Source organism: Hominilimicola fabiformis (assembly GCF_020687385.1).
Taxonomy (GTDB): Bacteria; Bacillota; Clostridia; order UBA1381; family UBA1381; genus Hominilimicola; species Hominilimicola fabiformis.
In genome coordinates this window covers 1-25945 of the sequence record NZ_JAJEQM010000009.1, presented here as the reverse complement: position 1 = coordinate 25945, position 25945 = coordinate 1, and the positions used below count along the sequence as shown (strand labels likewise).

At 37.5% G+C, this 25945-nt stretch carries 17 protein-coding genes; 4 read left to right on the top strand and 13 right to left on the bottom strand.

The genetic code is table 11. The annotated features are described in order from the left end of the window. Positions 1–2 precede the first annotated feature (2 nt). Positions 3–1265, top strand: a complete 1263-nt coding sequence (locus LKE05_RS07625; RefSeq protein ID WP_147514801.1) for a glycoside hydrolase family 125 protein — start codon at positions 3–5, stop codon at positions 1263–1265. A gap of 48 nt (positions 1266–1313) precedes the next feature. On the opposite strand, the gene LKE05_RS07620 is transcribed toward LKE05_RS07625, so the two are convergent. The 8 genes from LKE05_RS07620 to LKE05_RS07585 all read right to left on the bottom strand — a co-directional run bounded on the left by LKE05_RS07620 (position 1314) and on the right by LKE05_RS07585 (position 17815). Further along, positions 1314–2666 carry an FAD-dependent oxidoreductase gene (locus LKE05_RS07620; RefSeq protein ID WP_147514802.1) on the bottom strand — a complete coding sequence of 451 codons (1353 nt, stop codon included), beginning with the start codon at positions 2664–2666 and terminating at the stop codon, positions 1314–1316. Beyond that, on the bottom strand, positions 2659–4803 hold the full coding sequence (locus tag LKE05_RS07615) for a polysaccharide lyase 8 family protein (RefSeq protein WP_308456436.1): 2145 nt from the start codon (positions 4801–4803) through the stop codon (positions 2659–2661). The genes LKE05_RS07620 and LKE05_RS07615 overlap by 8 nt, the downstream gene beginning before the upstream one ends. A 213-nt stretch (positions 4804–5016) precedes the next feature. After that, positions 5017–5817, bottom strand: coding sequence for an alpha/beta hydrolase (locus tag LKE05_RS07610; RefSeq protein WP_308456435.1), 801 nt, complete (start codon positions 5815–5817; stop codon positions 5017–5019). A 74-nt stretch (positions 5818–5891) separates the two neighbouring features. Further along, positions 5892–12182 carry a sialate O-acetylesterase gene (locus LKE05_RS07605; protein ID WP_308456434.1) on the bottom strand — a complete coding sequence of 2097 codons (6291 nt, stop codon included), beginning with the start codon at positions 12180–12182 and terminating at the stop codon, positions 5892–5894. A gap of 315 nt (positions 12183–12497) precedes the next feature. Continuing rightward, the gene (locus LKE05_RS07600) at positions 12498–13283 is read right to left on the bottom strand and encodes a Cof-type HAD-IIB family hydrolase (protein ID WP_147514807.1); all 786 of its coding nucleotides are present in this window, start codon (positions 13281–13283) and stop codon (positions 12498–12500) included. Between the two features lie 185 nt (positions 13284–13468). Beyond that, positions 13469–16171, bottom strand: a complete 2703-nt coding sequence (locus LKE05_RS07595) for an alpha-mannosidase (RefSeq protein ID WP_147514808.1) — start codon at positions 16169–16171, stop codon at positions 13469–13471. Between the two features lie 67 nt (positions 16172–16238). Beyond that, entirely contained in the window at positions 16239–16394 is a 156-nt protein-coding gene (locus LKE05_RS07590; protein WP_308456433.1) for a hypothetical protein, read from the bottom strand. A gap of 263 nt (positions 16395–16657) precedes the next feature. Further along, positions 16658–17815 (bottom strand): GntR family transcriptional regulator, encoded by a 1158-nt coding sequence (locus tag LKE05_RS07585; protein ID WP_308456432.1) that lies wholly within the window; start codon positions 17813–17815, stop codon positions 16658–16660. A 546-nt stretch (positions 17816–18361) separates the two neighbouring features. Here LKE05_RS07585 and LKE05_RS07580 point away from each other — a divergent pair. Then, positions 18362–19453: a DUF2264 domain-containing protein gene (locus tag LKE05_RS07580; protein WP_308456431.1), complete on the top strand. Its 1092-nt coding sequence runs from the start codon at positions 18362–18364 to the stop codon at positions 19451–19453. Further along, positions 19454–20059: a DUF2264 C-terminal domain-containing protein gene (locus LKE05_RS07575; protein ID WP_337871097.1), complete on the top strand. Its 606-nt coding sequence runs from the start codon at positions 19454–19456 to the stop codon at positions 20057–20059. Positions 20060–20327: 268 nt separating this feature from the next. On the opposite strand, the gene LKE05_RS07570 is transcribed toward LKE05_RS07575, so the two are convergent. The 5 genes from LKE05_RS07570 to LKE05_RS07550 form a co-directional block, all read right to left on the bottom strand. Next, the gene (locus LKE05_RS07570; RefSeq protein ID WP_147514809.1) at positions 20328–21248 is read right to left on the bottom strand and encodes a class II glutamine amidotransferase; all 921 of its coding nucleotides are present in this window, start codon (positions 21246–21248) and stop codon (positions 20328–20330) included. Beyond that, entirely contained in the window at positions 21248–22351 is a 1104-nt protein-coding gene (locus tag LKE05_RS07565) for an amidoligase family protein (protein WP_147514810.1), read from the bottom strand. Before LKE05_RS07565 ends, LKE05_RS07570 begins: the two co-directional genes overlap by 1 nt. A gap of 14 nt (positions 22352–22365) precedes the next feature. After that, complete coding sequence (locus LKE05_RS07560; protein WP_147514811.1) at positions 22366–22659, bottom strand: DUF960 domain-containing protein; 294 nt, start codon at positions 22657–22659, stop codon at positions 22366–22368. Between the two features lie 70 nt (positions 22660–22729). Then, entirely contained in the window at positions 22730–24118 is a 1389-nt protein-coding gene (locus LKE05_RS07555; RefSeq protein WP_147514812.1) for an ATP-binding protein, read from the bottom strand. Positions 24119–24439: 321 nt separating this feature from the next. Beyond that, on the bottom strand, positions 24440–24628 hold the full coding sequence (locus LKE05_RS07550; RefSeq protein WP_022229289.1) for a helix-turn-helix domain-containing protein: 189 nt from the start codon (positions 24626–24628) through the stop codon (positions 24440–24442). Positions 24629–24903: 275 nt separating this feature from the next. Between LKE05_RS07550 and LKE05_RS07545 the strand changes: the two genes are divergently transcribed. Continuing rightward, a complete protein-coding gene (locus tag LKE05_RS07545) occupies positions 24904–25878 on the top strand; it encodes a hypothetical protein (protein WP_147514813.1) in 975 nt (324 codons plus the stop codon). Positions 25879–25945 lie beyond the last annotated feature (67 nt).

Below are 25945 nucleotides of genomic sequence, written 5' to 3'. Positions count from 1 at the left end.
CAATGCACATACCGAAAATAATAACAGAGCATATAGCTCAATATTGCGATAAGCTGAACACTTATCCAAGAATTCGCAGCATGTATGAAGCATGTTATTTGAGCACATTAAAAACGGCTCTTGAACTGTGCGAGGACAACACATATTTTGTTCTTACGGGCGATATTCCTGCCATGTGGCTTCGTGATAGCGCTGCGCAGATTACGCATTATGTACCACTTTCGCATGACGGAGAGGTGTCAAAGATAATAGAGGGCGTCATACGGCGTCAGCTTATGTACATACAGATTGATCCTTATGCAAACGCTTTTAATCGTATTCCTGACAGAAATGGTCACACTGAAGATATTCCCACAAATAATCCGTGGGTATTCGAGCGAAAATACGAGGTTGACTCATTGTGTTATCCTATACGCATCTTATATCTCTATTGGAAGCATTCCGGCAATACTGAAATTATCAAGCAGGAGCTTGAGGCGACTGTAAAAACTATATTAACTGTTTGGAAAAACGAACAGCACCATTATGAAAAGTCGCTTTATAGTTTTTCACGTCCTAACGGAACCGTACAAGACAGGCTTTCCGATAAGCCTCTTGCCTATACAGGCATGACATGGTCAGGTTTTCGTCCGAGTGACGACTGCTGTTCTTTTGGGTATCTTACTGCGTCAAATATGTTTGCTGCTGTAGTTCTCGGATATATGGCTGAGATGTTAAATGACGTGTGCAAAAATAAAAGTCTTTCTGATGAATGTATTGTACTTAAATCGGAGATTGACAGAGGTATAAAGGAGTTCGCGGTCTGTAATCACAAAAAACACGGAGAAATATATGCTTGTGAAACGGACGGACTGGGTAATTATTCCCTTTTTGACGACGCAAACATTCCAAGTCTGCTTTCTATTCCCTATATAGGCTACGAAAGCCGAGACTGTGAGATATACAAAAATACACGTAAATTCATATTGAGCTGTGATAATCCGTACTATTATGAGGGCAGCGCAGCTGAAGGCATAGGCTCACCTCATACGCCCACCGGATACATATGGCATCTTTCGCTTATTATGCAAGCGTTGACATCAGATAATGCTTCTGAGATACGCTCCATACTTAACACTCTATCATCTACAAATGATAACACAAATCATATGCACGAGAGTTTTTGCGCCGACAATCCATCTCTATATACGCGACCATGGTTTACATGGCCTGATTCTCTCTTTGCTGAACTGGTGGAAAACTGTATTGATAATGAAATTATTTAATATGAAAAATACAATGGGCGGTCATACACAACTGACCGCCCATTGTATTTATATAAAAGCACCCTGTTTTTTAAGTTCTTTTCTTAACTCAATCACATCTACATCCTGCACATTTATATCCTTTACAGCGCATATTCCGGCAGCGACACCACCGCCATGACCTACCGCTCCTGCAATCGGCGATACACGTATTGCCGCCTGCGCCTCAAAGCTTGCACTTATACAACGTCCGACTGTAATCAGGTTTTTTACATTATCAGAAATGAGCGAACGGTACGGAATATGATATATATCCCCATATTCCAGCGAAAGCTTTGTTTTTTCATACATTGCGGCGTCATTCCCCTCTGGAGCGTGAATATCTATCGGATAGCCACCGCAGGCAATAGTATCGTCAAAATCTCTGCAAGATACAATGTCATCAGCCGTAAGAGTATAACTACCTTTTAGCTGGCGCGAACCTCGTATCCCTATAAACGGACCGGTAAATTCAAGTTCTGCATTTTCAAATCCCTGCACCTCTGTTTTAAGCAGTTCAAACACTTCCCAAGCCTGTTTTCTTCCGAGAATTTCAGCTCGGGTTAAATCCTCCGGAACGGTAGGATCCGCGTTGATAACACGCGTAGTATTCACAATAAACTCGCCCATTCTGTCTGTTTCAAAAAACAAAATGTCTTCCCGCTGAAATGAAATCTTGCCTGTTTCCTGCGCTTTTCCTAATGTGTTTACATAACCGCCTATAGATAGTCTCGGCGCATGAGTAACTTTACTTAAATCGCCTTCAAGACGAGGAAATTCATCGTTATTATTCATTATATATTTTTTGACGCGTTCAGTATCAACATTAATAACCTTAAAATTCATCGTCATAGGTTGACATTTGCCGTCACCTTCACGTCCCTTGTTCGGTTCAAGCCCTGCAAGAAACGCTATGTCGCAATCTCCGCTTGCATCAACAAATATTTTAGCCTCTATACGTCTTTTACCGCTTTTCCCGCACACCTCAACGCTATTTATTCTGCCGTTTATGTATTCAATATCGCAAACCATGCTATGATAGAGAAGCGTAACACTGGTTTCTGTCATCATAGTCTCCAGCTCTCGTTTCATTCCCTCAGCCGAGAACGGAGTAACTGTATAAGTATAGCCTGTAGTGTCAAAAATATGTCCCGGCGATAGTCCTTTAGCCTTCAGTCTTTCTATAAGTTCATCCGTTATGCCCTGTACCGCCTGAACATCACCGGCATGAAAAGTCATCATAGGTCCCGTACCACACGCCGTAAGGGTACCTCCCAAAAAACCGTACCTCTCAATCAATATAACATTTGCTCCATATCTTGCTGCCGCGATTGCCGCTATACAGCCGGATATTCCACCGCCGACTACCGCAACATCATACATTTTTAACACCTCCGAATTTTATATGCTGTTCCTCACCTTTCGCTACATTCATATTAATCTCCATGCATATATATGGAACAAGCTGTATTACATTTATACGTTCACTCTTGGTCATCACACTTTGGGCGCTGTAGTCAAGCTCTATGTAAAGTCTATCATGATTATGAGTTATATCAGCCACCGAAAGCTCAAGTTCCTCGCCGTTCTGTGCTGTCATTACAACACAGCGCTTATCACAGCTCACTCCACCCGCGCTGTGAGTCTTATCCTTTAAAAACACAATGCCTGTTATACCATTCTTTTTCACGCACTGTATTGAGTCGGAATTTTCTATTACTCTTATTCCGCTTTTTCTGTAGTAATCTTTTATTTCCTCTTCATTGCATTTAGGAATAACTATATACTCGTAAGAGCCGTCTTTTGCCTTTTTCCCATGCTTAATCCACATTGTAAGGTACATACCCTTATAGCTCTTACCGTCTGTTTTTATGCTCATATTATTCCAGTCTCCGGTACGTATCTCTCGCAGAATATTTACCTCCTGTTCCTCCGGAAAATAATATCCAACATCATGGCTGCCGTCAAGGTATGCTCCTTTTATGAGATAACCCTCACTTTCTTCGCTTCCGTGTACCGTAAATCTCGAATTATCCGTTACAAGTCGGTTTTCGATTATTGTCTCAGTTTCGTTTTCGTCTGTGCTGTTTATACCGTTTCCAAGGCAAACCACTTCCTTATCAAAGAAAAACCACGCTTTATTTGCTGTCAGACTGTTTTCGTCTGAAATAAGCTCCATCGCACATACGCCATTTTCTCCTATCCCGCATCCGCCCGTAAAATCACCCGAGGCATTGATGTTCGGTTTTACTGCTGACCCGCGTAAAACAGTCGTGCCAGGCAAACGCTGTAAATCTATTGTCTGCCAGAAAAAATCCGATTGCGGCTCATTCTTTTTATATGTATATAGCATACCGTCCGAGGTATGATAAGCATTATGATTTTCATCGTTTATTGACTCAAATGCTGCCGTGCGTTCTGAGTGCATAGCAAGACCGATTGTATAACCGTTTCCGTGCTTTACGGCTCTGTCCATACTATTAAATGCCATAAAATACGGTTTGATTTCTTTAGGTTCTATATTGTCATCTTCTTGCAAGCCTTCCGCAAGCTCCACCGCAAATAACGAAGCATATTCAAAAAAGCTGTCCGTAAGGTGAGTTTTAATCACACTTCTAAGTATATCAAATTCGGATAACTCCGTTAATATAAGCATTGCCGAGAGTATGCGTGAACAGGCAAAATCACTTTGCTCATAATAACGCGAGATTTCTCTGCCACGAACCATGTCCATAGTTCTGCCGTTATATATAAAAGGAAGATAGGATTTTTCAACCCAAGTATTAATTATATCTGTATTTTTGATTTCAAATTCCGTATCTTTGAAAGTATAGAGCATCGGCGCAAGCTCCTGTATAAGCGAGCGTCCATATCCACAATTATACGGTATATTATCATGCTGAATAAATGAACCGTCTTTATAAAAACCGTCACCGCTGTCTGTTATAACCACTACGTCCTGTATGCCAGATATGGCGTACTTTATACTGTCGCTGTCTGAAAGTAATATTCCGCGAACGGCAAAAATAACCGACTCCCAAAGCCTGTTAGCACCGGTAAGCTTTATCCTATCATTAAAATGTCTTTCCGCTGCCATATATCGTTTGAGCTGCGACTTGTCCGCATAATCATACATCAAGGTGAAAATACTGTTAAGGCTAAGAGGTATACCGATTTCCCAGTACCACCAGTTACCTTGCGGCGCAATAGTGTCATTATATACTTTCTCCAAGGCATTTAGCGCATTAAATATTTTATTTTTTATATTTTCATCATGATAGAATCGCGAGTTATTCTGAGAAAATGATGTGGAAATGTCAAGTATTCCCTTCAGCGTTGCATTTACAATTCCCGGCTCGTTTGATGTGATTGCCTTTTCTATGCGCGTATCAAGCTGTGCAAGCCTTTGTTCTGTACGTTCATCTGATCGTAGTATACAATCAGCCGTTCTTTTGCCGCTGTGTCCTCTACCGCATAAAACCTCCGAATATCGTTTTCTTAGTATGTTAAAATCCGTCATAATCCTTCCTCCCGTTTTTATATGTATCAATAATACCACATCTGTTTGTGTATATTAAACGGGATAATCTTTAATTAATGCGTTAAATTTTTTATATTTCAATTTAAAAGGACGCTTTAAAATAGAGCGTCCCTTTAAATTTTATAACAGTTCCCATTCTTTTATTCATTCTCTTTTTATAGGCTCATCTCTTGCCTAATCAATATACACGTTTTAAAACAACTGATTTAGCCAATCAACTGACAGACTCAACCACGGATACTCTCTTTCAAACTTTCGTTTGGACCATATTAACTCATCACTCACCCTTGACAAACCATGCTCGCCTTTCTCAAATATATGTAATTCAAACGGTACTCCAACCCTCCTCAAGCCAGCTGCATACATCAGTGTATTTTCAACAGGAACACATATATCCTCATATGTATGCCATAAAAACGTTGGTGGAATTATATCCGTAATACGCCTCTCAAGCGACAGACTGCTCCATAGATGATTTGACTCGTCATCTGTACCTGTAAGATTTTTAAATGAATCTTTATGAGCAAATTCACCCGATGTTATTACCGGATAACTTAAAATTTGAGCATTTGGCTTATGCATTGCTAACTCAATCTCGTGCTCGCTGAATATTTCAGAATCATTCCACAAGGCACTTAGTGATGCTGCAAGATGTCCACCGGCAGAAAATCCGCATACAATTACCTTATCCGTATCTATATTCCATTTTTCTGCATTTTCTCTAAGCATGGCAACTGCATTAGCTGCATTTTGTATAGGAAGCGGATGTGTGTGCGGTTCAACACAATAATACACTACTGCCGCATGGAATCCTGCTGCGTTATATGCCATAGCAATACGCTCTGCCTCACGCTCAGATACCATTCCATATCCACCTCCGGGAAATATCACAACTATTGGACGTTTCTTACCGTCCAGAATATACGTTTCCATATACGGCATAAATCCATATTCTGTCGCTTCTTTCAACAAGTTAAATTTCTTATTAAACATAACATTCACTCCGTCTTAATTTTTGTCAGTTAAACGAGCATATCCTATCACAGAATATGCCCGATATGCTCATCTTAATTCAATGTAAATACTTTATTAAATAATGGTTTCATATCATTTTTCCATATAAAGACCTTCACCTTACTCTTATTTACGCAAGTAAATGGAATAATTACACTGTCTGAAATTTCATCTGATTTTATCGAAAGCAATGTACCATTCTCATTATATTCTGCAACATAAACCATGCCTTCTTCTGTTATATTGGTAAATATAGCATTAACATTTCCATTTTTATCATCATACGTTATATTCACTGTCGGTTCTGTAGGCTCATCCTTTGCTGCCGCATTAATTGTCACACTCATAACTTCACTGGCAAAGGATTCATCTGCAACTGCCGCCACACGAACAACGTAAGACCCCGGTGCAAGATTTGTGATTTCCGTGCCTGCACACTGCGTCCATGTGAATGTAGGTTCTGACAATGATTTATATTCCATTGTAGTGTCAACACCTGTGATTTTGCCGTCATTGCCTTGATAAGTCTGTTCTTCAACCGCTGCTACATTTGGTGCGGATGAACGTTTAGGAATAGAAAGTTCAAACGCTTCACTGTTGCTTGTTTTTATGCCATCACCTTTTTTTACGATTTTTAGGGTATGACCGAAATATGTGTTGTCAATGTCGATATCCTCTGTTACATTATCTTTATCCGTCGCTACGCCATCATCTATTTTTATTATATAGTCACAGCCTTCCGTAAAGCCTGTTAGCTTTTCGTTTACATAGTTAATCGAGATTGTAGGCTGCGTTTCCGGCATTGCATCATACGCAATAATTGTAACCGAATATTCTGCACTCTTAAACTGCCTTTCGGCTTCCTCGTCTGCACTTACAGCTTTATAACGGATTTTATATGTGGTTCCAGGCTCAATATCACCTATATCATCTCCATCGCCCGTAGTCCAATTAATACCATTATTCGTACTATATTCCATAGTGTCTGCGATACCTGCAATAGTACCTTTGCCGCCAATCACACTCGGTTGTGTTACTATGATTTCCGATTTTGTCGGTGCTGCAGGACGTGCCTTAACTATTAGAGTCTGTGCTTCACTCGCAACCGTTGTCACATTATTACCCTTCTTTACTATCGAAAGCGTTATCTGTTCATTTGTTATATAATTAGCTAATGATAACTTGTTATCTGTTAATGTAACATCTAAACCATTAATTGTATATGTTCCATCCTCAACAAAGTTTATAAGTTCCTCTGTTGTATAATCAATTGCGATTTCAGGCGTCATTTCCTTTTCAGCTATAAACGTTTCAACTGTAATTGTTGTCTCCTCACTTGCAAAGTCTGTATCTGTTGCAGCTTTGCGGACATTGTATTCGCCTGCATCAACCTCAACTGTATCAACCAACTGCGTACTACTCCATTCATCTGTTCTCTTGAGTTTGTACTGCATGCCATTCATACCTGTGAGTTTGCCTTTGCCGCCTATTTCCGTAGCATTTACACCTTGAACGGTTGTAGGTGCCTTAGGACGTGCTTTAACTGTCAACTGTTGCACGTCACTGTCGGTATATGTTTCGGTATTGCGTGCTTTTTTTACAATTTCAATAGACAATAATTCGCCGGCATAACCAATTTTTTCATCATCAAGTGATATTGTTGTTACATTGTCATCAAGTGTTATATCTTGAGTTATACCTTCACCGACCTTTATAGTATACGGCTCCTGCACCGTAAAACCTGTCAGTGTTTCGTTTATGTAGTCAATGCTGATTTGCGGGGTATTTTCCTTTGTTTTTGAAGGTTGCGGAGCAACATACTCTCCAACCTCCACTTCGGTACATATGCTTGCAAATCTCTTAAATTCACCATCTACAATCGCCTTTATACGTACAATATATGTCTTTCCCGCCGTCACTTCTGTTTCAGTTACGGTACAATCATGCCATGTGTCCTCGTTATTATCTTTCTCCTTGTACTGCATATCTGCAGTAGTACCGGTGATTTTGCCATTACCATTTTCCGCAGTCGGTTTTATACCTGTCAAACCGGTAGGTTGTGCAGCACGCGAACCTAATGTGATAGTTTGTACTGTACTGTCAACATGATTTGCGTCACTCGCTTTTCTTACAATGCTGATTGTCTTATTGATATATTTTTCCGCAATGGCAAGTTTGCCATCTGTCGGAGCTATTTTTTCTGCCACATCTGTGTCGACCGTAATTGTGTATGACGCACCATCTATAAAGCCCTCAAGCAATTCATCATTATAATTAACCGTAATTTTAGGTGTATCTTCCTTTATAGCTGAAAACGGTGGTACTGTTATTATTGTCGTTTCTGTACCAACAAATGAGGTTGCTGTAGCCTTTATGCGTACAATATAGCTTCCCGAATCAACCGGTGTTTCGACATCTGAACAATCCGCCCACGTTCCACCGTCCGCTGTCTTGTACTCCATAGCTGTTGTTGTGCCTGTCAGTTTGCCTTGACCGCCGTTTGTTGTCGGTGCAACACCTGTTATATTAGGAATTGACGGACGAGCGGGAATTGTAACACTTACAACCTCGCTTGCATAATTGTCTTCATCTGACGGAATATGGAATTTAACAACTTTTTCAGTTGAACCATCCCAACTATCAAATGCTGTTACTGACATATTTGTGTCGGTGCAATTTGTCCACTCTGTTTCGTCGTATGTGCTATACTGCATAGATGTAGTAGTATTAATTGTTTCCGTATTGAAATCAATCTTAACCTCTCCTATTTCTTTACGTGCCGGAGCTGTAAATGTCTTGACTACGCTCTTAAACATTTTATTTTCACCTGTTGTTACTGCGGATTTATATAGATAAATCTTTTCTGATGGTGCTACTGTTACTGTTTCTCCTTTTCCATCCGTTGTAATAGTTGTATAATCTGCACTTGTTGTACCATATTTATAACCGGTTGGAATTGTAATCTTTTCCGTTGCGTTATCGATTTTTATGTCATCAGACATAATCGAACGTGCGGGAACGGTAAGCAACTGAGCTTCACTGTCTATATAATTATCTGCATTACGTGCTTTCTTTATAATCGTAAACGACTGCATATCCCCCGCATATCCGATTTTTTCATCATCAAGCGATATTGTCGTCACGCCCTCGCCAAGCGTTATATCTTTAGCATTACCTTCACCCACCTTTATCGTATACGGTTCCTGTGACTCAAAGCCGGTAAGTGTTTCATTTATATAATCAATGCTTATCTGTGGAGTTGCTTCCTGTATTTTTGCCGGTGGTATAATTTCCTCCTCCGAATATGATACTTCTGTTACTTTAACGTTATCTATATACGTCGCATTTTCAATATTATTTGAAGCTGTATGATAGAATCGCAAGTCTGTTATTCCTTCCTTTAAAGTGTCAAAGGCTCCTTTACATGTATCAAATGAACTTCCTTCTTTTACAAAACTCACATTATCTTGAAGCATTGTTCCATCTAGCCATACTGAAAATATTCCTGTGTTTGGATGAAGTTCAAGTTTTATATGGTGCCATTGGTTATTCTTTATAGACATTGCTTGTTCATAGCACCAGTTTCCTCCCGTATTAGTAATAGCTGTTCTGAGTGACGACGCGGTGAAATATGTAAGCCATAGTTCATTTCCTTCCTTTGTTTTAGCATACATACCTCTTGATGCACCAATCGCATCATCAGCACTTTCAAACATCGTGTCGTATTCTATTGTTAATGTTTTCTGCGGATTATCTGCCTTACTTATAGGAATAGTTGCATTAGCCGTTGCCTTATTGCCGGTGGCAGACAACTTCAACGACTTTGTTGTTTCTCCTGTAGGTATTGCCGACGTTACCGTCGTTGTTGTCCCATTAACGTCATTCGTTGCCTTTGCCAGCATATCATCGCCGTTGTTATACTCAACAGATGATGGACTTTCTGTATATCCCTTCACATAATCATATCTTGTCGGTCTTATAATATTATAAGTTGGATAGTCAACACAGGTAAGACTGTTAATGTTATCATTGTCTGTTGCAATTGCATAAACACTGTGCACACCCGATGTAACATCAGGTGTAAATACCCATTTACCGTCGTCACGTTGTTTAGCATCACCCGCCTTGATTTCTCCCTCGTCAATATATACCTCAACTTTACTGACAACACCATCTGTGTCATAAGCACTTATTACAATGTCGTCGCCTGACTGCTCTACTTTTGATATATACGGTGCATAATTATAGAACTCTGTCGTTGACAACTCTTTATTTACAGCTTTAGAAGCATATTTCTCTGTCAAATCAGTCATAAACGGTGCTATAGGTCTGCCTGCAGCATTAAATGTATTAATCACGGCTGGGGTGTCAGTTTGTGCTTCAACTAAATCCTTTGCAATACCCGGAGTATCTGACCATGCATACTTAACCTGTGGATTTGTTATATCTGTTACATCTATTTCTATAGTATCGCCGTTAATTGTCGGTGTAACATCTTTGTATATTCCGTCATCATCTTTAAGTTCAAAGCCCAACGGCACACCTCCATCATCGGTTGAAAGAGAGCCGTATGTATTCTTGAAATGAAGAATAAGTTTATCGCCACTGCGTTCCATATAATCAAAAGATGGGCTTTCAACATTTGATTGTGTATTGTTAATAAAATCTTCTATATAAGCAACTGCTCTGTCAGCAATAGGTCCTTTATCATTTGGGTGAACATTATTTGTAGTTCCTGTATCATTGCTCACAACTGTTTTTACGTTATCCATTCTTTGTGATACATTCCATTGTCCCGCTCTTACTCCGGTGCCAATGCGTATTGTCGAATAAATTTTTGCAAAATTCGCAGTAGGAAGTTGAACGACTACAAATGGTAAGTCCTCATCATTAAATGTTTTTCTCCAGTTGTTAATAAGCGAAGTCAATGCTTGCTCATACACTGTGCCGCTTTCAAAGGTAGTATTTGCCTCTCCTTGATACCATACAACAGCAGATGCTTTCAAATTCTTTAGCGGCAGAAGTCTTTGTGTATATAGTCCGCCTTTTGAGCTTGCTCCCGCCATCATTCTCTTTGCTTGTGAATCCCAATTTACTGAATATGTCGGAATCCACTGCATTATTGACGACCCACCCAAACTTGAACTTATAAGACCTATAGGAACATCAGAATCTTTTTTTATCATCCTCTTACCTATCAAGAATCCAAGTGCAGAAAATTGCTTTGAATTTTCCATAGTAGCAACCTTCCACTCTGAAATCTCGTCAAATGAATTCATATATCTCACGTCTTCGTAAGCTTCACTTAATTCTTCGTTCATCAACGTTGGAAAAGTCTCAAGGCGATTAAACATATTTGATTGTCCCGTACAGAATATAACATCACCGACAGCCACATTATCGAGAGTAATCATGTTATCACCGCTTGATACTGTCATAGTTGCTGATTTTACAGCTTCCATAGCAGGAAGGGTTATCTCCCATAAACCATGTTCTATTGTTGTTTGCTCATCAGCCCCATTAAAATTTACTGAAACCGTATTCCCCGATTTTCCTGTACCTGTAATAGTAATAGGTTCTTTTCTCTGGAGTACCATGTTTGAGGAGTACACCTCATCCAAAGTTAACTCCGGTTCAAGAGTAGGCGTTGGGGTTGGGCTTGCCGTTGGGGTTGGCGTTGGTGTCACATCCGGATTGATTGTTGTGGTTGGCGTTGGTGTTGTATCCGGCTCTGTTTCGCCACCTCCATCACTGTCTATATTCACATCAAATGAGTCAATAGACCACTGTATTTTCTTAGTGACTTGAGTTTTATCCTCACTTAAATCTCCACAGCCTATATATAAATATACGTATCCATCCTTTGATGCCGTAATTCCGTTAGGCAGGGAATACTTCATATTTGATTTGTTTGTTGACCAGTTTTTTATATTACTTTCATCTGTATGCTTTTCAAGTTCCTCTTTTACCAAATCCTGCGAGTGTGATGTAAGTGTTATTTCGCTATCAGAAACAAAAAGACAATATTCCAATTCCATTGTTGCAGTATCAAGATATGTAAAATTAATATCGACATTAATCTTGTCGCCGGTATTTACTTGTGCCAACTTAAACATTGTCGCTCTTGGTGTATTGTTTGCTTGTATATAATAAGTGACACTTTCTTTACTGCTTACAGTATTTTTTAATATTTTACTATTACTTTTGTCTGAACTTGGCAGTGTATACGCTGATACTCCGTCCGCTTCCGCTTCTACTGTAGTTGTAGTAGCCGCAAATGCCGTCAAACCGATAGATGCACATATCATCGTCACAGCTAACATCAATGAAATAATTTTTTTCATTTTTTTCCCCTCTTTCCGTTTTTATATACTTTTACTCATAATAACTATATCTTGTTATTAATCTTACCACGGGAATTTTTTTATTAAAATGCGGTAAACTTTAAGCTGTGCGGTTAAATTTATTAAAACCAACCATGTTTTTCGGTACAAAAGTCATATAAATCGTAAAATATGCTGTTAAAAGCTTGACTTGCCATAACATTATCCATAACCCTATTGACGCAAAAAAACAGTGCCATTAGAGTTGGTTTTCAAACCAACCTAACGACACTGTTTTATTATAAAGTATAAATAATTTCTTCTAAAATTTAATCGCTATATCATTCCAAAATGCTTGAGTGCGTATTCTATGCCATTATCGAGCAAATCTTTTGTCACAAAAGATGCCGACTTTTTAAGTTCGTCACTGCCATTACCCATAACGATACTGTTAGGCACCGCATTAAGCATAGGCAAATCATTCATACTGTCGCCTATTGCATATGCACTGTTAATCGGAATATTATGATATTCAAGGACTTTTTCAATTCCCGTTCCCTTTGAAAATCCTTTTACGGTCATTTCACAAAAGCCGTCACCACGCACAATAAAATCAAAATCTTTTTCAATTTCTCTTTTAAATCGTTCTATATCGCTTTTTTCATCATACCAAGCCAAGAATTTATCAAAAGCAAAATCATTGTCACTTACATCGGGTGACAAATCTTTACCCTGCATTTCAAAACGTCTTTTCAGCTTTACAAAACCGTCTAAATTTCTGCTACGTTTATCACAATAAAACGACTTAGAATGTTCATACATCGGCGTCATATTACATTCATACACAAGATTTGCGACATTTCTGCAAAGCTTCGTCGGCAATGTATGCTGATATATCACTTTACCGCCACATTCTATATACATTCCGCAACCGCAGACATATCCATCAAAGCCTATATCTCTTATTCTTTGCTCAACATTCATAACGGTTCTGCCTGTATCGACATACATCAAATGTCCGTTTTCCTGTGCCTTATGTATTGCATTCACCGCACTGTCTGGTATTATATATGCCTCGTCATCGGATATAAGTGTGCCGTCCAAATCAAAAAATACTATCATAAAAATCACTCCAATAAGTATATTATATATGCTGCAAAAAGATTTTTCAAGTCGGACATACTTAATTTATATCGCAAGCATTGCCGAACCTATAATTCCCGCATCGTTGAAAAGCTGAGCCATAACAACCTTTTTCTCCTCTGCCGCAATATTTGTTCCGCCAAGGTCTATTCCTATATAATACATTATTTTGCAATTCCTACGGTCATTATCTCATACGTTTTTGCCTCAATATTGAAATAGCCGTTATCACTGTCAATTTCCTTAATCTTCTTTTCTATAATATTACTGATGTAAAGATTATCGATAACATCACTCTTTTGAATTGTCAACGTTGTAGGTTTATCGCTTACATTTACCCAACGAAGTATTATATCTTCGCCGTTGCCTTTTTGCTTGATACCCGTAAGCGTCAAGCCGTCACCTTGCCAATTAATCATAGAATAATCAAGCGGCATTGCTCCGTTATGACAATCTGTAGCGGCGGTTATAATATCTGTTTTGAACTGATAGCACTCCTCATAAGCTCCGCTTGAAATCAAATCACCCTTAAACGGTACAATTTCAATTTCCGTTTCGCTTATACCCAAGCATTGAGCCTTAGGAGTCGGTAACACGCCCCAATCGCCCATTTCACCGACTGCACGAAGAATTGTAACTGCGATTGTATTATCTAAATCCGGTAACATTTCATATTCGTACAAGCCTATATTTGCGACTGCTATACCCTTTTCACCGTCATCAATGCTCACAAATCCCTGCTCGTGTTCACACCCACTCGGATTATTCCAACCTGCATTATGACGATTATTTCTTGTAACAACCTCAAACACAGAATCAGCCTTATGTACATCTGAATTTATACCTGTCGGCACCATAATTCGAACTCTATGGTCTTTTACTTCATTATCAAATCTCGTTTTGATTTTTACACCCTTACCGTTTTTGTCAAGTGAAACAAATGTTTCTATCTTCATTTCAACGGTATCATTACTTCTTCCGCCAACTCTTTCTTTAAAGAATACCATATGACGTTTTTCGTCCTCGAAATTATCATCGCCCGACTTCGGAACTGTAATTGTGTTTGTGATTTTATACATTGCTCTGTACGGCTCATCTTCCGCAAGTTCAATCTTCGCAACCGTATCTTGCGTTGTTATCGCCTTACTTCCCTCAGGCATTTTATACATATATTCATTGCCCAAGTCACCTGTTTCTTCATAATAAGCGACACCTTTATATGTTCTGCCGCTTGCTTTGTCTGTTACATTAAGCGAACCGTTCTTGTTTATTTCTACACGAATTGCATCGTTTTCCATACAATTTTCACCGCTGACAAGTGTATCTGTTACTTTTTCTGCGTCCCCCTCAACAAGAGCATATGTTTTATATCCGACAGCGGATATATTTTCAGCTTCAAATGTTACACGAACACGTCTTGCCATGTACGGTTGTCTGAACTTATCCTTAGGCAAATCGTAGCCGAATCTAACTCCCAAATCTTCGATTTTAAACGGTATTGAATTTCCGGCTGAATCTATAAGCTTATAGTTTGGCACATTTATTTCGTCTAAATCATACGCACATTTTTTAAGCCAGCCCGATTTACGAGTTACGTCAATTTCCACCGACACAACTGATGTGCGTTTTCTGCCTGTCGTGTTAAACACAACAAACGGAAGTGCATTTTTATACTTTTCGTATTCCTTTGTATTAATCTTATCTGCAATATATCTTGTTCCCTCTGATACAAGATAGTCCGCAACTTGCTTACTCTTATTAAAACGTGTTGCCATTTCGTCTTGTACCTCATCTACACTGCAACAACAGATACTGTCGTGAGGGTGATTTTGCATAAGTTTCTTCCATGAATATTCAAGTTCGTCCGACGGATAATTTTGTCCCAAAACAGATGATAAAACTCTGACAGGCTCTGCACCGTTTTCAAGTGCCGATTCACATTTTCTGTTCATCTGCTTTAAGTAAATGTGTGATGACGCACAATTAATAAGCGTTGACCAACCGTCTGTGTCCTGACTTGTAAGTTCGCCTTTGACAACCGCCAAATCATTTGGCACTTTCTCTTTAATTGCCTTAATATAATCAGGGAAATTTGAATGTTTAAAATTAATGTCGGGATAAAGTTCCGACGCAACTTCTATTGCCTTCCCCAAATCCGCTTGTACTGGCTGATGGTCACAACCGTTCATCAACAAATATTCATCAGTTGACGCAAAAGTCGCAACTTTTTTCAATCTGTCGTCCCAATATTCTTTTGCACTTTTCTTGTCTGTCGGAACTTCGTTGCCGTTATTATACCAATTTGCAAACAGAATACCGAAAATCTTCGTACCGTCAGGAGATTCCCACATCATTTCCGAATACGGAGATTCATAGTTTCCGTTTTCTTGAATTTCGTTATCAAATCCGACAGGGCGTACACCACGTCCGAATGTCACTGTATCCATTCCCGCTTGTTTTAAAATTTGAGGCATTTGTCCCGCATTACCGAATGCGTCCGGGAAATATCCCATTTTGCACATAGCGCCGTACTTTTCAGCTTCTTTCATACCTACAAGCAAATTTCTGATATTCGCCTCACCGCTCGTATAAAATTCGTCTTGCAAGATATACCAAGGACCGATTATAAATTTACCCTCCTTGATATACTTAATAAGTTTTTCTTTATTTTCCAGTCTTATTTCAAGATAATCGTCAAGCACAATAGTCTGACCGTCAAGGAAAAAGCTTTTGAATGAATCGTCCTTTTCAAAAACCTCCATACATTTATCTATCAATTCAACAAGTCGCATTCTGTGTTGTTCAAACGGAAGATACCACTCTCTGTCCCAATGAGAGTGTGATATTATATGTACATTTTTGCTCATTTGAAATTCCTTCTTATACCATATAATAAATTTGGGTTTGATATATTTGTTATATATTATATCGCTATTATATATCAAAATCAATACCCAAGTAAAATTTCGTTGCACCTGTTGCACTATTATTACCGTCATAAAGTTCAACCTTTGATGTTGCAATAGATTGATTATCACGAATATGTTTTATTTGAATACCGTTAGTGCTTCCCTCCAATATAAACACCATTGCGTTTTACAAAGATTTGTACCACGAGTATAGAACTACTCTGCACTGTCTCATTTGTATACGAATAGACTTCTTTATGATATATTTTAACTTCAAATTATCTCCGTCCATTCCAATTATATATCAATTTTTTATTTGTTATGTATAATTATATTACACAATATATCAAAGTTCAGTATTTTTCTGTTTTTACATAATCTAAAATTTAATTTTAACAAAAAAAATAAACCGTTAGATTGTTTCAAACGGTCTATTTTTAAAATTCAATTGCGAACAGCAATTTTAACAGGCACAATGTATTTAATTCCGGGCATTTCGCCGTTTATTTCTCTAAGAACGGTTTCACCTGCTTTCACACCCAGTTCAAAGAAGTTTTGCTCCACGGTTATTATCTTGTTTCCGCCATCCATTTCGTCAAGCTCGCTTATATTATCAAAACCCATTATGCACATTTCATTTGGAACCGATATATCAAGTGCCTTACAACAATTATATACTTGAATTGCCACCCAATCGTTTTGGCACAAAACACAAGAAATTCCTTGTTCATGCATACGATTTACAATCGTTTTCAAATAATTTTCAACGTCGCCGTATTGTTGTCTTTCTTCTTCAGTCAGCATTTCGTACTTGTCGTCAATGTTCGCATATACATAATCAAGATTAACTCCTAAACCTTTTTCTTCAAGTGCCGCCGCATATCCCATATATCTATCCCTTATTGATATAGTTTCATTCACACGACCTCTGCAAAAAAATCCAATCTTTTTATGTCCATGCTCTAATGCATATTCGCAAAGTGCTTTTCCGCCGCCGCTGTTATCCGACACAATATAACTCATAGGCATATTTTCTATATAATTATCAATAAGCACAAGAGGAATTTTTTTAACTAAAAACTGATTATACACTTCAAAATTTCTGCCACCACGTACAGGATAACATATAACGCCGTCTATCCCCTGTTCCAAAAGTGAACGAAGTATTTTCTCCTCGTTTTCCACACTTCTGTTTGCATTATATATACTGACAAAGCAATTTTCCTTATTGAGCACACTATTAATTCCGTCAAAGCATTTGAACATATTACCAAGCTTTATATCAAACGGCATAACCAATGCCACAAGAGATATATCTCTGTTTTTTTTGTGTATCGTAACTGCGGCATTGTCTTCCTTGTTCTTGCCAAGAATACTCATCGCATTTTTTGAAACAAAACTACCGCTGCCTCGTTTTCTGTTAATCAATCCGTCATGTTCAAGCTCCTCAAGTGCTCTGATTGCGGTTATACGACTCACACCGTATTCCTTAGTAATTCTGTCCTCTGTGACAAACGGTGCGTCGTATTCAAAATCTCCCGACTTTATACGCTCTTTTAATTTATCCATAATTTGTTTGTACAATGGTTTTTTATCTGACATTAACGTTATTCCTCCAAGAACAATATATCTTAATTCATTTTCTTTCTTATATTTAATATATCACTTTTCGAGTGACTTGTCAAACAATATATCAATTAAAACAAACAATTTGTTTCTCTCTCTATTTACGATTTAATAAATATTTTCTTTATACTAACAAGATTTTTATGCAGTATTTATTCATACTTTAACACACCGCAAGCCGTATACAAATTCATATACCGGCTTACATTTAAAGAATTTATAGTAACTATGATTCAAAAAGATTGATTACAGTATTTCGACAAATGCAACTAACGGTACTATATCACCGAGCTAAACATTTATAGCAATTGTACTATTATTTTTTAGCAAGTATAATTTAATATATTAAATTAACAAACCAAAAAACGCTTGTTTTATCAAGGGAAACAAGCATTTTTCTTTATTTTTATAAATAACTGTTGACATTTAGAATAATTAGCTGTATAATAGATATATTAAATAAATCAATCGTACATTTAATCGTTATAATTTAATATATCAAATAATTAATAGAAATACAAAATGAGTACAGTTTATAATAAAAAATATTTTACAGATTTGCTTGAAAAGCTTGTGCTTCCTTTAAAAGAGCATTATTCCGAAGAATGTGCCAATCTTTATCTTGGACATACCGGAGCCGCTTTCGAAGATCGTACAATTCCTATGCAGGGCTTTTCAAGAGTTTTATGGGGACTTGTTCCTTTATGGGCAGGCGGCGAAAATATTGAAGATTTTTCGGAAATATACACCAAAGGTTTAAGTGCCGGAACAAACCCAAACTCAAAAGAATACTGGGGCGGATTTAGAAATTACGACCAAAAGTTCGTTGAAATTGCCGCTATAGCTTACGGCTTGCTTTTAGCTCCCGACAAGCTATGGGAACCGCTTGACGATAGTGCAAAAAAGAATCTTGCGGACTTCTTGCTTTTAAGCAATTCATACGAAGTATCGGATAACAACTGGCGTCTGTTCCCCGTACTTGTAAACCTTGCTCTAAAGAGTTTATCACAGCCTTACGACCAACATTTAATCGATTTTGGTTTGGAAAGACTTGATTCATATTATCTCGGCAACGGTTGGTATAAAGACGGCGTTACGGAACAACGTGATTATTATATTCCATTCGCTTTGCATTTCTACAGCTTAATATACGCCAAAGTATGCGAAAAAAGCGACCCCGAAAGAAGTGCATTATACAAAGAACGTGCCGCAGAATTTGCAAAACAATATATCTATTGGTTTGACGACAAAGGTCGTGCATTGGTATACGGACGTTCACTTACATACAGATTTGCACAAGCGGCATTCTGGAGTGCGTGTATATATGCCGATGTACCCGTGTTCAGTCACGGAATTATCAAGGGCATAATCGTAAGACACTTTGAAGAATGGTTTTCTCATCCGATAACCGATAACGGCGGTGTTCTTACAATAGGTTACAGATACACTAATTTACATATGTCAGAAAGCTACAATTCTCCGGGTTCACCATACTGGAGTTTGAAAGCATTTATATTGCTTGCACTTCCGGGAAATCATCCGTTTTGGCAAGCAGAACCGTTACCGTTCCCGCTATTCGACCAATACCAAACAGTATTGCAGTCGGAGGCTTAGCTGATAATTCAGCATAGCGGTAATGCAGTAACCGCTCTCACACCGGGTAGGTTACATTACATCAATCATGTTCATGTGTCAGAGAAATACTGCAAATTTGCATACAGTTCGGAATTTGGTTTCAGTGTTCCACGCTCAAACAAATTCTTCAATCAATCAGGTGCAGACAGTACTCTCTCATTTGAAATAGACGGCTACATTTTCACTCGCAGACTCTCCCTAAAAATATCTGTGAAAGAAAATTCTCTTTTCTCTCTCTGGTCTCCTTTCAAAGGTATCAAAGTCGAAACTACTCTCATCCCTATTGAAGGGGGACATATTCGCCGTCATAAAGTCACAAGTGATTATGATTGCATAGCTCGTGACGCAGGTTTTTCAGTATCATGCGTTGACGGTGCAGAATGTACATCATTTGAAAGCAACGGGGTTGTTACAGTTAAAAACAACTTCTCTTTCTGCTCTGTTGAAAGCACAACGGGTGGTACTCCCGAAGTGGTATCGTTCCACCCGAATACAAGCCTTGTATATCAAAAAACGGCTACACCGTTTGTCTCATACAAGATAAAAAAAGGCATAACAGAGTTGGAAACAATCGTAAAATATTAATTAGTTTACCCTATCCATAAATTTTACATCACAAAACCACCTCATCCATTGTTTGAGGTGGTTTTTGTGTATTTGCAAAAATATCGTCCTCAAGAATACTCTGGCAATAATCATATCATAATCTTTTGATTACTCATTTTGCAAAACACAAGTTTCGATGAATTTGTATTACCGCAATGGAATACCATAACTGAATTAATAATTATATAAAATAAAAAAACAATGCCGTTAGTTTGGTTTTACCCACCCTAACGGCACTGTTTTAGTATCAAGTGTAAATCATTTCTTCCAATTCCTCAAGTGTGTATCCGTCGTTGTACAATTTCTGTATCACTTCCGGATCCTCGCCGTACATTGCGGCAACTGTCTTTATGTCTTCGAGATATTCTTCCGCATAATAATCTTCATACCCGGTATCAATATAACAATCGCAACCGTAATCGTACCAATGTCTACCGTATGACTCGGTATAATTAAAATGACCCCTTTCACGTTTGCCGTTACTTTTGATTTTCAGAATATCGCCCTCATTGAGAACTATATGTTCATACTTGCCATTCTCCAAATCTTGAAACAATTCAGAATCAACCAACGCTTTCCAAAGTATTTGTTTTGTTGATGCGAACACATACACACCCTCATCTTTAAAGTGAATTAATGAAATCGGGCTATCACCTTTTACGAGGTAAAGGTTATTATGATTATCAAGTATATTAAAGCTAAAACTTCCCTCTATACTTTCAGCCATGAATTTGATTGTCTTAAAATTAAGTGCATTTTTATATTTCAGCAGCTGTACTGCAACAAATGAATCTGTTTCGATTTTACTCTTAAAGTTATACTTTTTCTGAAGTTCCTTATCATTGAACAGTACGCCATTATGAGCAAGTGCAAACTGACAGTTCTTCACCCTCTCGCTCCAAGGGTGATTGTTATAGTTCTTGCTCTTGTCCCCTTGCGTACTGTGTCTTGTGTGACCTATTACGGCATTAACGAATTTCGGAATATTCGGATTAAACTTATATGCACTTACCGCACTTTTGTTTATCTTCATATTACCTAAAATTGAATATGCAACACCGGTTGCGTCTGTGCCACGTTCTGCACTTTCCATGCTGAGCAAATCCACAAGCTCGTTCATATCCTTTAGCTTATCTTTGTAACTAAGCACTCCATATATTCCGCACATTATATTTCCACCTCATTTCTTATCGGTTCATTTACATACAATCTTTTTTCTTTCAAATAATTAATCAGTTCTTGTTTGTCGTCTGCTATTCCCTTTACGAAATCAAGCCATGTAAGACTCTGCATAAATTCGTCGGACAAAGAAATAGCAACCTTACAGATTTCATCTACCATCTGTAAGGTTGCTATAAATGTACTGTACTTTAAAGTACCTCTGAATATTCGCATTTCTATCGTCGCTTCATTTTCAAGATTGACCGCCGCATATCGTCCCATATGTGAGTTCTTTGCATGCTTTAACGTTTCTTTCGGATTGATTATTCCGCCACCGTAACGTCTTGCCCAATGCTCTACTTGTGATTCCGTTCTTCGACTGAATGTTAAGATTTCATTCCAAAACTTCTCATAAAAGTAGAGAATCTTCGCTATTGTTGCCTCTTGTTCTTCGTAATTTGCTCCGAGTGCATTTCGGCTTATATGTACATGAAGTCCGCAAGTTCCGGCTTGGTGACTTAAATATCCTTTTGCTACCGCTTTGTTAAGAATCGCTCTCCAAGGCATTTGATTAATGTGATAGTCAAGTGTCATTGGGTGAGTTACGCACTCAAAACCATCATCAAGTGAACCGTCATGTTTAATGTACATATGTTCTTTTTGAGCATTTGCAATGTCAAGTAATTTACTTGCACAAAATTCATTTTCACCGCCGTCATCAAGTTCAAGTTCCACGCCTAAATATCTCGGACCGTCTCCATAAAATATCGGCTCTGGTTTGTAGTAATAGTCGTGAATTATCTCATCCATATCAAAACAATTTCGACAATATGGGTGGTCGTGATATTCTTCATCTTCATGATAACAAGCGTCATCATAATGAATTACCGCATCACATCTTTCACATCTAACATAATCTTCATCATAGCAAGTTTGGCACAAGTCACCATCTGCCGAATCATCATTCCAATGTCTGTCGCCGCAATCACGGCAAATAAATGTTTCACGTCTTAAACAATCTTCACACAAATACGATTCATCAAAATATGTTAGTTCTGATACGTCATGTTCTTCGTGACATATGTCACAAGTGTATTTTTCCTCTTTCATCTTTCGTCCTCCTCTTAATACTCCTCTGCTTTCAGCATCGTCGAATGTGTTTTATCGTCAATCACATAAACTTTGCCCACAAAAATAGGAGCACCTTGTAATTTAATAAGATACTCCATTTTATACTCCGGCATTTCTTGTGAATGCACGATTTTCTGCATACCGTCATACTCTGACAGTTCAAATACTTGAAAGTAATCCTTTGATTCAACTTCCATTGTATCAACCATATTCCACATCATACATTGTAATACAATAGGGACTTCCTCAATTACTCCGCAAGTACAAAATCGTTCGTTTTGGAACATATAAATTTCACCTCCGTGTATTTTATTACACAGAGATATTATATATTTTTAATGTATGACTTTACGTTTTTCACTTCAACATATCAGCATAGGTTACAAGAGATACATTTCCGAGTTCATTCGCCTTATCAATACAGCCTTTTGTGAACCCGGACCTAGAGAACAAAAACAAATGCACATTAATATATGAAAACAGCTTACTGCGTTTTATCAATGTTTCAAGCACACCAAGATCAACTTTTTCATTAGTCCATTTACATTCACCGAATAAAGCCGTCTGTTTGTCCTGTTCGCCCATTATATCAATTTCTGTCTGTTTCTTTTCAATAGGATCGTTTCCCCACCAACGCCCAAGTTCCGAAAACTCAACCGGTGAATTACCGTCAAGAAGCAGTTTCCAAAGATACTGTTTACAAATTTCCTCAAACACAGCACCCATATATTCCGAAAGTTGCGGTTCGATACGTCTATACACAATATCAGCCGCACCGCGCATTATAACAGAATTATTATTAGGAACAAATCTATACCAAAATCTGAACATATTATCTTCTATTGAATATATAGATTTTCGAGATGTTTTCTCACCATACGGAGTTTCCTTTTTTACAATCCCCAAATTTATCAAACTCTTAAGATAATTCGCACAAATATTACTGTCCTCACCGACTTTATTTGAAATGTCCGACATTCTCGACGCACCGACCGCAATAGCGGTTATAATCGCAGTATATATAGCCGGCTCTCTCACTTCTTGCTTTAATAAATTTGTCGGCTCTTCATATAGGAAGGAAATCGGATTCAGATAAGTATTTTTTATATTATCTTCAATGCTTAATCTATCATCTATTTGTAACAAATACTGAGGTGTTCCGCCCACAATACCATACGCAAGTGCTTTGTCTTCGTCCGAAAAATTCTTAAAACATCTGCATGTTTCTTCAAAACTAAAAGGTTGTATTTTCATTTGTGCGGTTCTTCTGCCATAAAGCGGTGATTTATATGCCAACACTTCATCCTCCATATACGACATTGACGAACCGCATAAAATAAGCATTAGCTGTGAAGTGTCCTTATATTTATCTATAAGCAGTTGTAAAGTTGATGCCAAACTTTTTGATGAACGTGCTACATACGGATATTCATCTATTGCAAGTATCAGTCGTTTCTTTTCAGCAAGCTTAAACACATACTCAAGTGCAGCTTGAAATGACAGAAATGACGTTTCCGCCTCAATGCCGCTACTGTATTCAATGATGCTTTTACTGAAATTTTCAAGATTTTGTTTTTCGTTACTTTCAACACCCATAAAGTAAATCGCTTCTTTATTATCTATAAAGTGATTTATAAGTGCTGTCTTTCCGACACGTCTGCGCCCATATATAACGGCAAATTCAAATTTATTTGATTCGTATAATCTGTCCAATGCCGCTACTTCACGTTCTCTTCCAATAAACATGCTCTCTCACTTCCGTTCTTTTTGTTTAAATCAGTATATCACAATTCATAACTTTAGTCAATTACGTTTTACTCATTTATACTTGAGTAATTTTTATCTTAGTAAAATTCAATTATTCACTTATACATTATCTACACGAATAATCGAAGGGAGGTTTCCGGTATGATACGAACGATACTAAAAGGAATTAAAAAAGTATTGCTTATGCTTTGGTAAGGAGGTGTTTTTAATGGGTAAATGGATACTGATTTCTCTGTTGCCGATTACTGCTCTGATGTATCTATTCGGCAGAAAAGAATAACGTTATAGGGCTTGATTCTGTCAAGCCCTATCTGTATTCATAAATTCCAACAAGTCTTCTTTTTTTATTCTCCAACGATTCCCCACTTTGAATCCCTTTATAGTTCCGTTATGCAATAACTTTAATAATGTATTGCGACCGATATATAAATACTCCACAGCTTCCGCAAATGTTAATATTGCCGGAAGTTCATTTTCATTATAGTACATTAAAAATCATCCTCTCATTAAGATTCTTAAATCACTGTTGGCTCAAAATAAATTGTTACAAACTATCTTAACTACAATTCAAATCTCTGTTTATCACAGTGTAAACCACTCCAAATCTGTCTATATAGTCATATAAAATAGAATAAATGTAGAATTTTATTTTCCTTTAAAACATTAAGTTAAGCGAAGAATATTAGTGCAGATAAAGGAATTTAAAGATTTCCATTCGTATACGATTTTTCGCAAATAATTTTTTTAGGAGGGAGATACTTATTATGACATCTCATACATTTGAATGTACATATCAATTGACTGGTAGTGAATTTGCTACCTTACATGAAGAACTGAAGAAATTCGGTAGTTACTATTTTGAAAATAGGCCTAAAATGGCATATGAAAACAAAAAGACAGATAAAATAACAAAATATGTCTGTACTATATTATCACAGCATGGTATTATAATTTATATTACACTAAGAGAAACGACACCATCAACATTTGTACCCATGCTAATTTATAGAATAAATCCTACACGAATGATTGAGGGAAACAAAGACAATTATGTGGACGTATTTCATTGCAACAATGCGTTAGATATTCCACAAATAGCAAATCGACTTTTAAATACAATATCGCCGAATTTGCCTAATATTGAGATATGCTCTCTATCTCGCTTTGACTATTGCGTCAACATAAAACTTGAAAGTCAACAACAGGTGACGGATTCAATAAAACTAATAAATCAAGCATTTGATCCAACTTCGGGTTATACGCAGAAAATAATGTTCCATACAAAATCGTATAAACCAAAATACCCAAAAACAGAAGCGACCTTTTTAAAATCCAAAAGAGTTGAAATCAGTTTCTACAATAAAAGACTGCAACTGCAACAAGAGGATTTGAAAGATGAATGGCACGAAGATATACTTAGAGCTGAATTCAGATGTTTCAAGTCTTATCTTAACGACCTATATAAGAGATTTGATATAAATAACATCACTGATTTTTTTGAAAAATCTATCGAAATTGGGAACTACGTCATAGCATATCAGCTAAAGAAATTAAAACTTGATGTTATGTTTCGTTCGTCAAAATCCATTGAAAGTATTATAAAAAATGGAACTTTTAAAGCTAAAACCAAGTTGGACATGCTACTGCTCGTCGAATGGGTTTCAAGTCATAAATCATTAAAACGAGTAATCGATACATGTAGCAAAAGCACTGTAAATAAAAAATTACTGAGTGTGTGAGATTATTTCTGTAAATTAATTTTTCTATGATAAAATACTTAGTTTTATTTGGGCAGATAAGCAAAAT

What these genes read in the sequence shown, in the direction of transcription:
- LKE05_RS07625 (WP_147514801.1), top strand. Translation starts at nt 3, where the DNA reads ATGCACATACCGAAAATAATAACAGAGCATATAGCTCAATATTGCGAT.
- LKE05_RS07620 (WP_147514802.1), bottom strand. Translation starts at nt 2,666, where the DNA reads ATGTATGATGTTGCGGTAGTCGGCGGTGGAATATCCGGCTGTATAGCG.
- LKE05_RS07615 (WP_308456436.1), bottom strand. Translation starts at nt 4,803, where the DNA reads ATGACGGATTTTAACATACTAAGAAAACGATATTCGGAGGTTTTATGC.
- LKE05_RS07610 (WP_308456435.1), bottom strand. Translation starts at nt 5,817, where the DNA reads ATGTTTAATAAGAAATTTAACTTGTTGAAAGAAGCGACAGAATATGGA.
- LKE05_RS07605 (WP_308456434.1), bottom strand. Translation starts at nt 12,182, where the DNA reads ATGAAAAAAATTATTTCATTGATGTTAGCTGTGACGATGATATGTGCA.
- LKE05_RS07600 (WP_147514807.1), bottom strand. Translation starts at nt 13,283, where the DNA reads ATGATAGTATTTTTTGATTTGGACGGCACACTTATATCCGATGACGAG.
- LKE05_RS07595 (WP_147514808.1), bottom strand. Translation starts at nt 16,171, where the DNA reads ATGAGCAAAAATGTACATATAATATCACACTCTCATTGGGACAGAGAG.
- LKE05_RS07590 (WP_308456433.1), bottom strand. Translation starts at nt 16,394, where the DNA reads ATGGTGTTTATATTGGAGGGAAGCACTAACGGTATTCAAATAAAACAT.
- LKE05_RS07585 (WP_308456432.1), bottom strand. Translation starts at nt 17,815, where the DNA reads ATGTCAGATAAAAAACCATTGTACAAACAAATTATGGATAAATTAAAA.
- LKE05_RS07580 (WP_308456431.1), top strand. Translation starts at nt 18,362, where the DNA reads ATGAGTACAGTTTATAATAAAAAATATTTTACAGATTTGCTTGAAAAG.
- LKE05_RS07570 (WP_147514809.1), bottom strand. Translation starts at nt 21,248, where the DNA reads ATGTGCGGAATATATGGAGTGCTTAGTTACAAAGATAAGCTAAAGGAT.
- LKE05_RS07565 (WP_147514810.1), bottom strand. Translation starts at nt 22,351, where the DNA reads ATGAAAGAGGAAAAATACACTTGTGACATATGTCACGAAGAACATGAC.
- LKE05_RS07560 (WP_147514811.1), bottom strand. Translation starts at nt 22,659, where the DNA reads ATGTTCCAAAACGAACGATTTTGTACTTGCGGAGTAATTGAGGAAGTC.
- LKE05_RS07555 (WP_147514812.1), bottom strand. Translation starts at nt 24,118, where the DNA reads ATGTTTATTGGAAGAGAACGTGAAGTAGCGGCATTGGACAGATTATAC.
- LKE05_RS07550 (WP_022229289.1), bottom strand. Translation starts at nt 24,628, where the DNA reads ATGTACTATAATGAAAATGAACTTCCGGCAATATTAACATTTGCGGAA.
- LKE05_RS07545 (WP_147514813.1), top strand. Translation starts at nt 24,904, where the DNA reads ATGACATCTCATACATTTGAATGTACATATCAATTGACTGGTAGTGAA.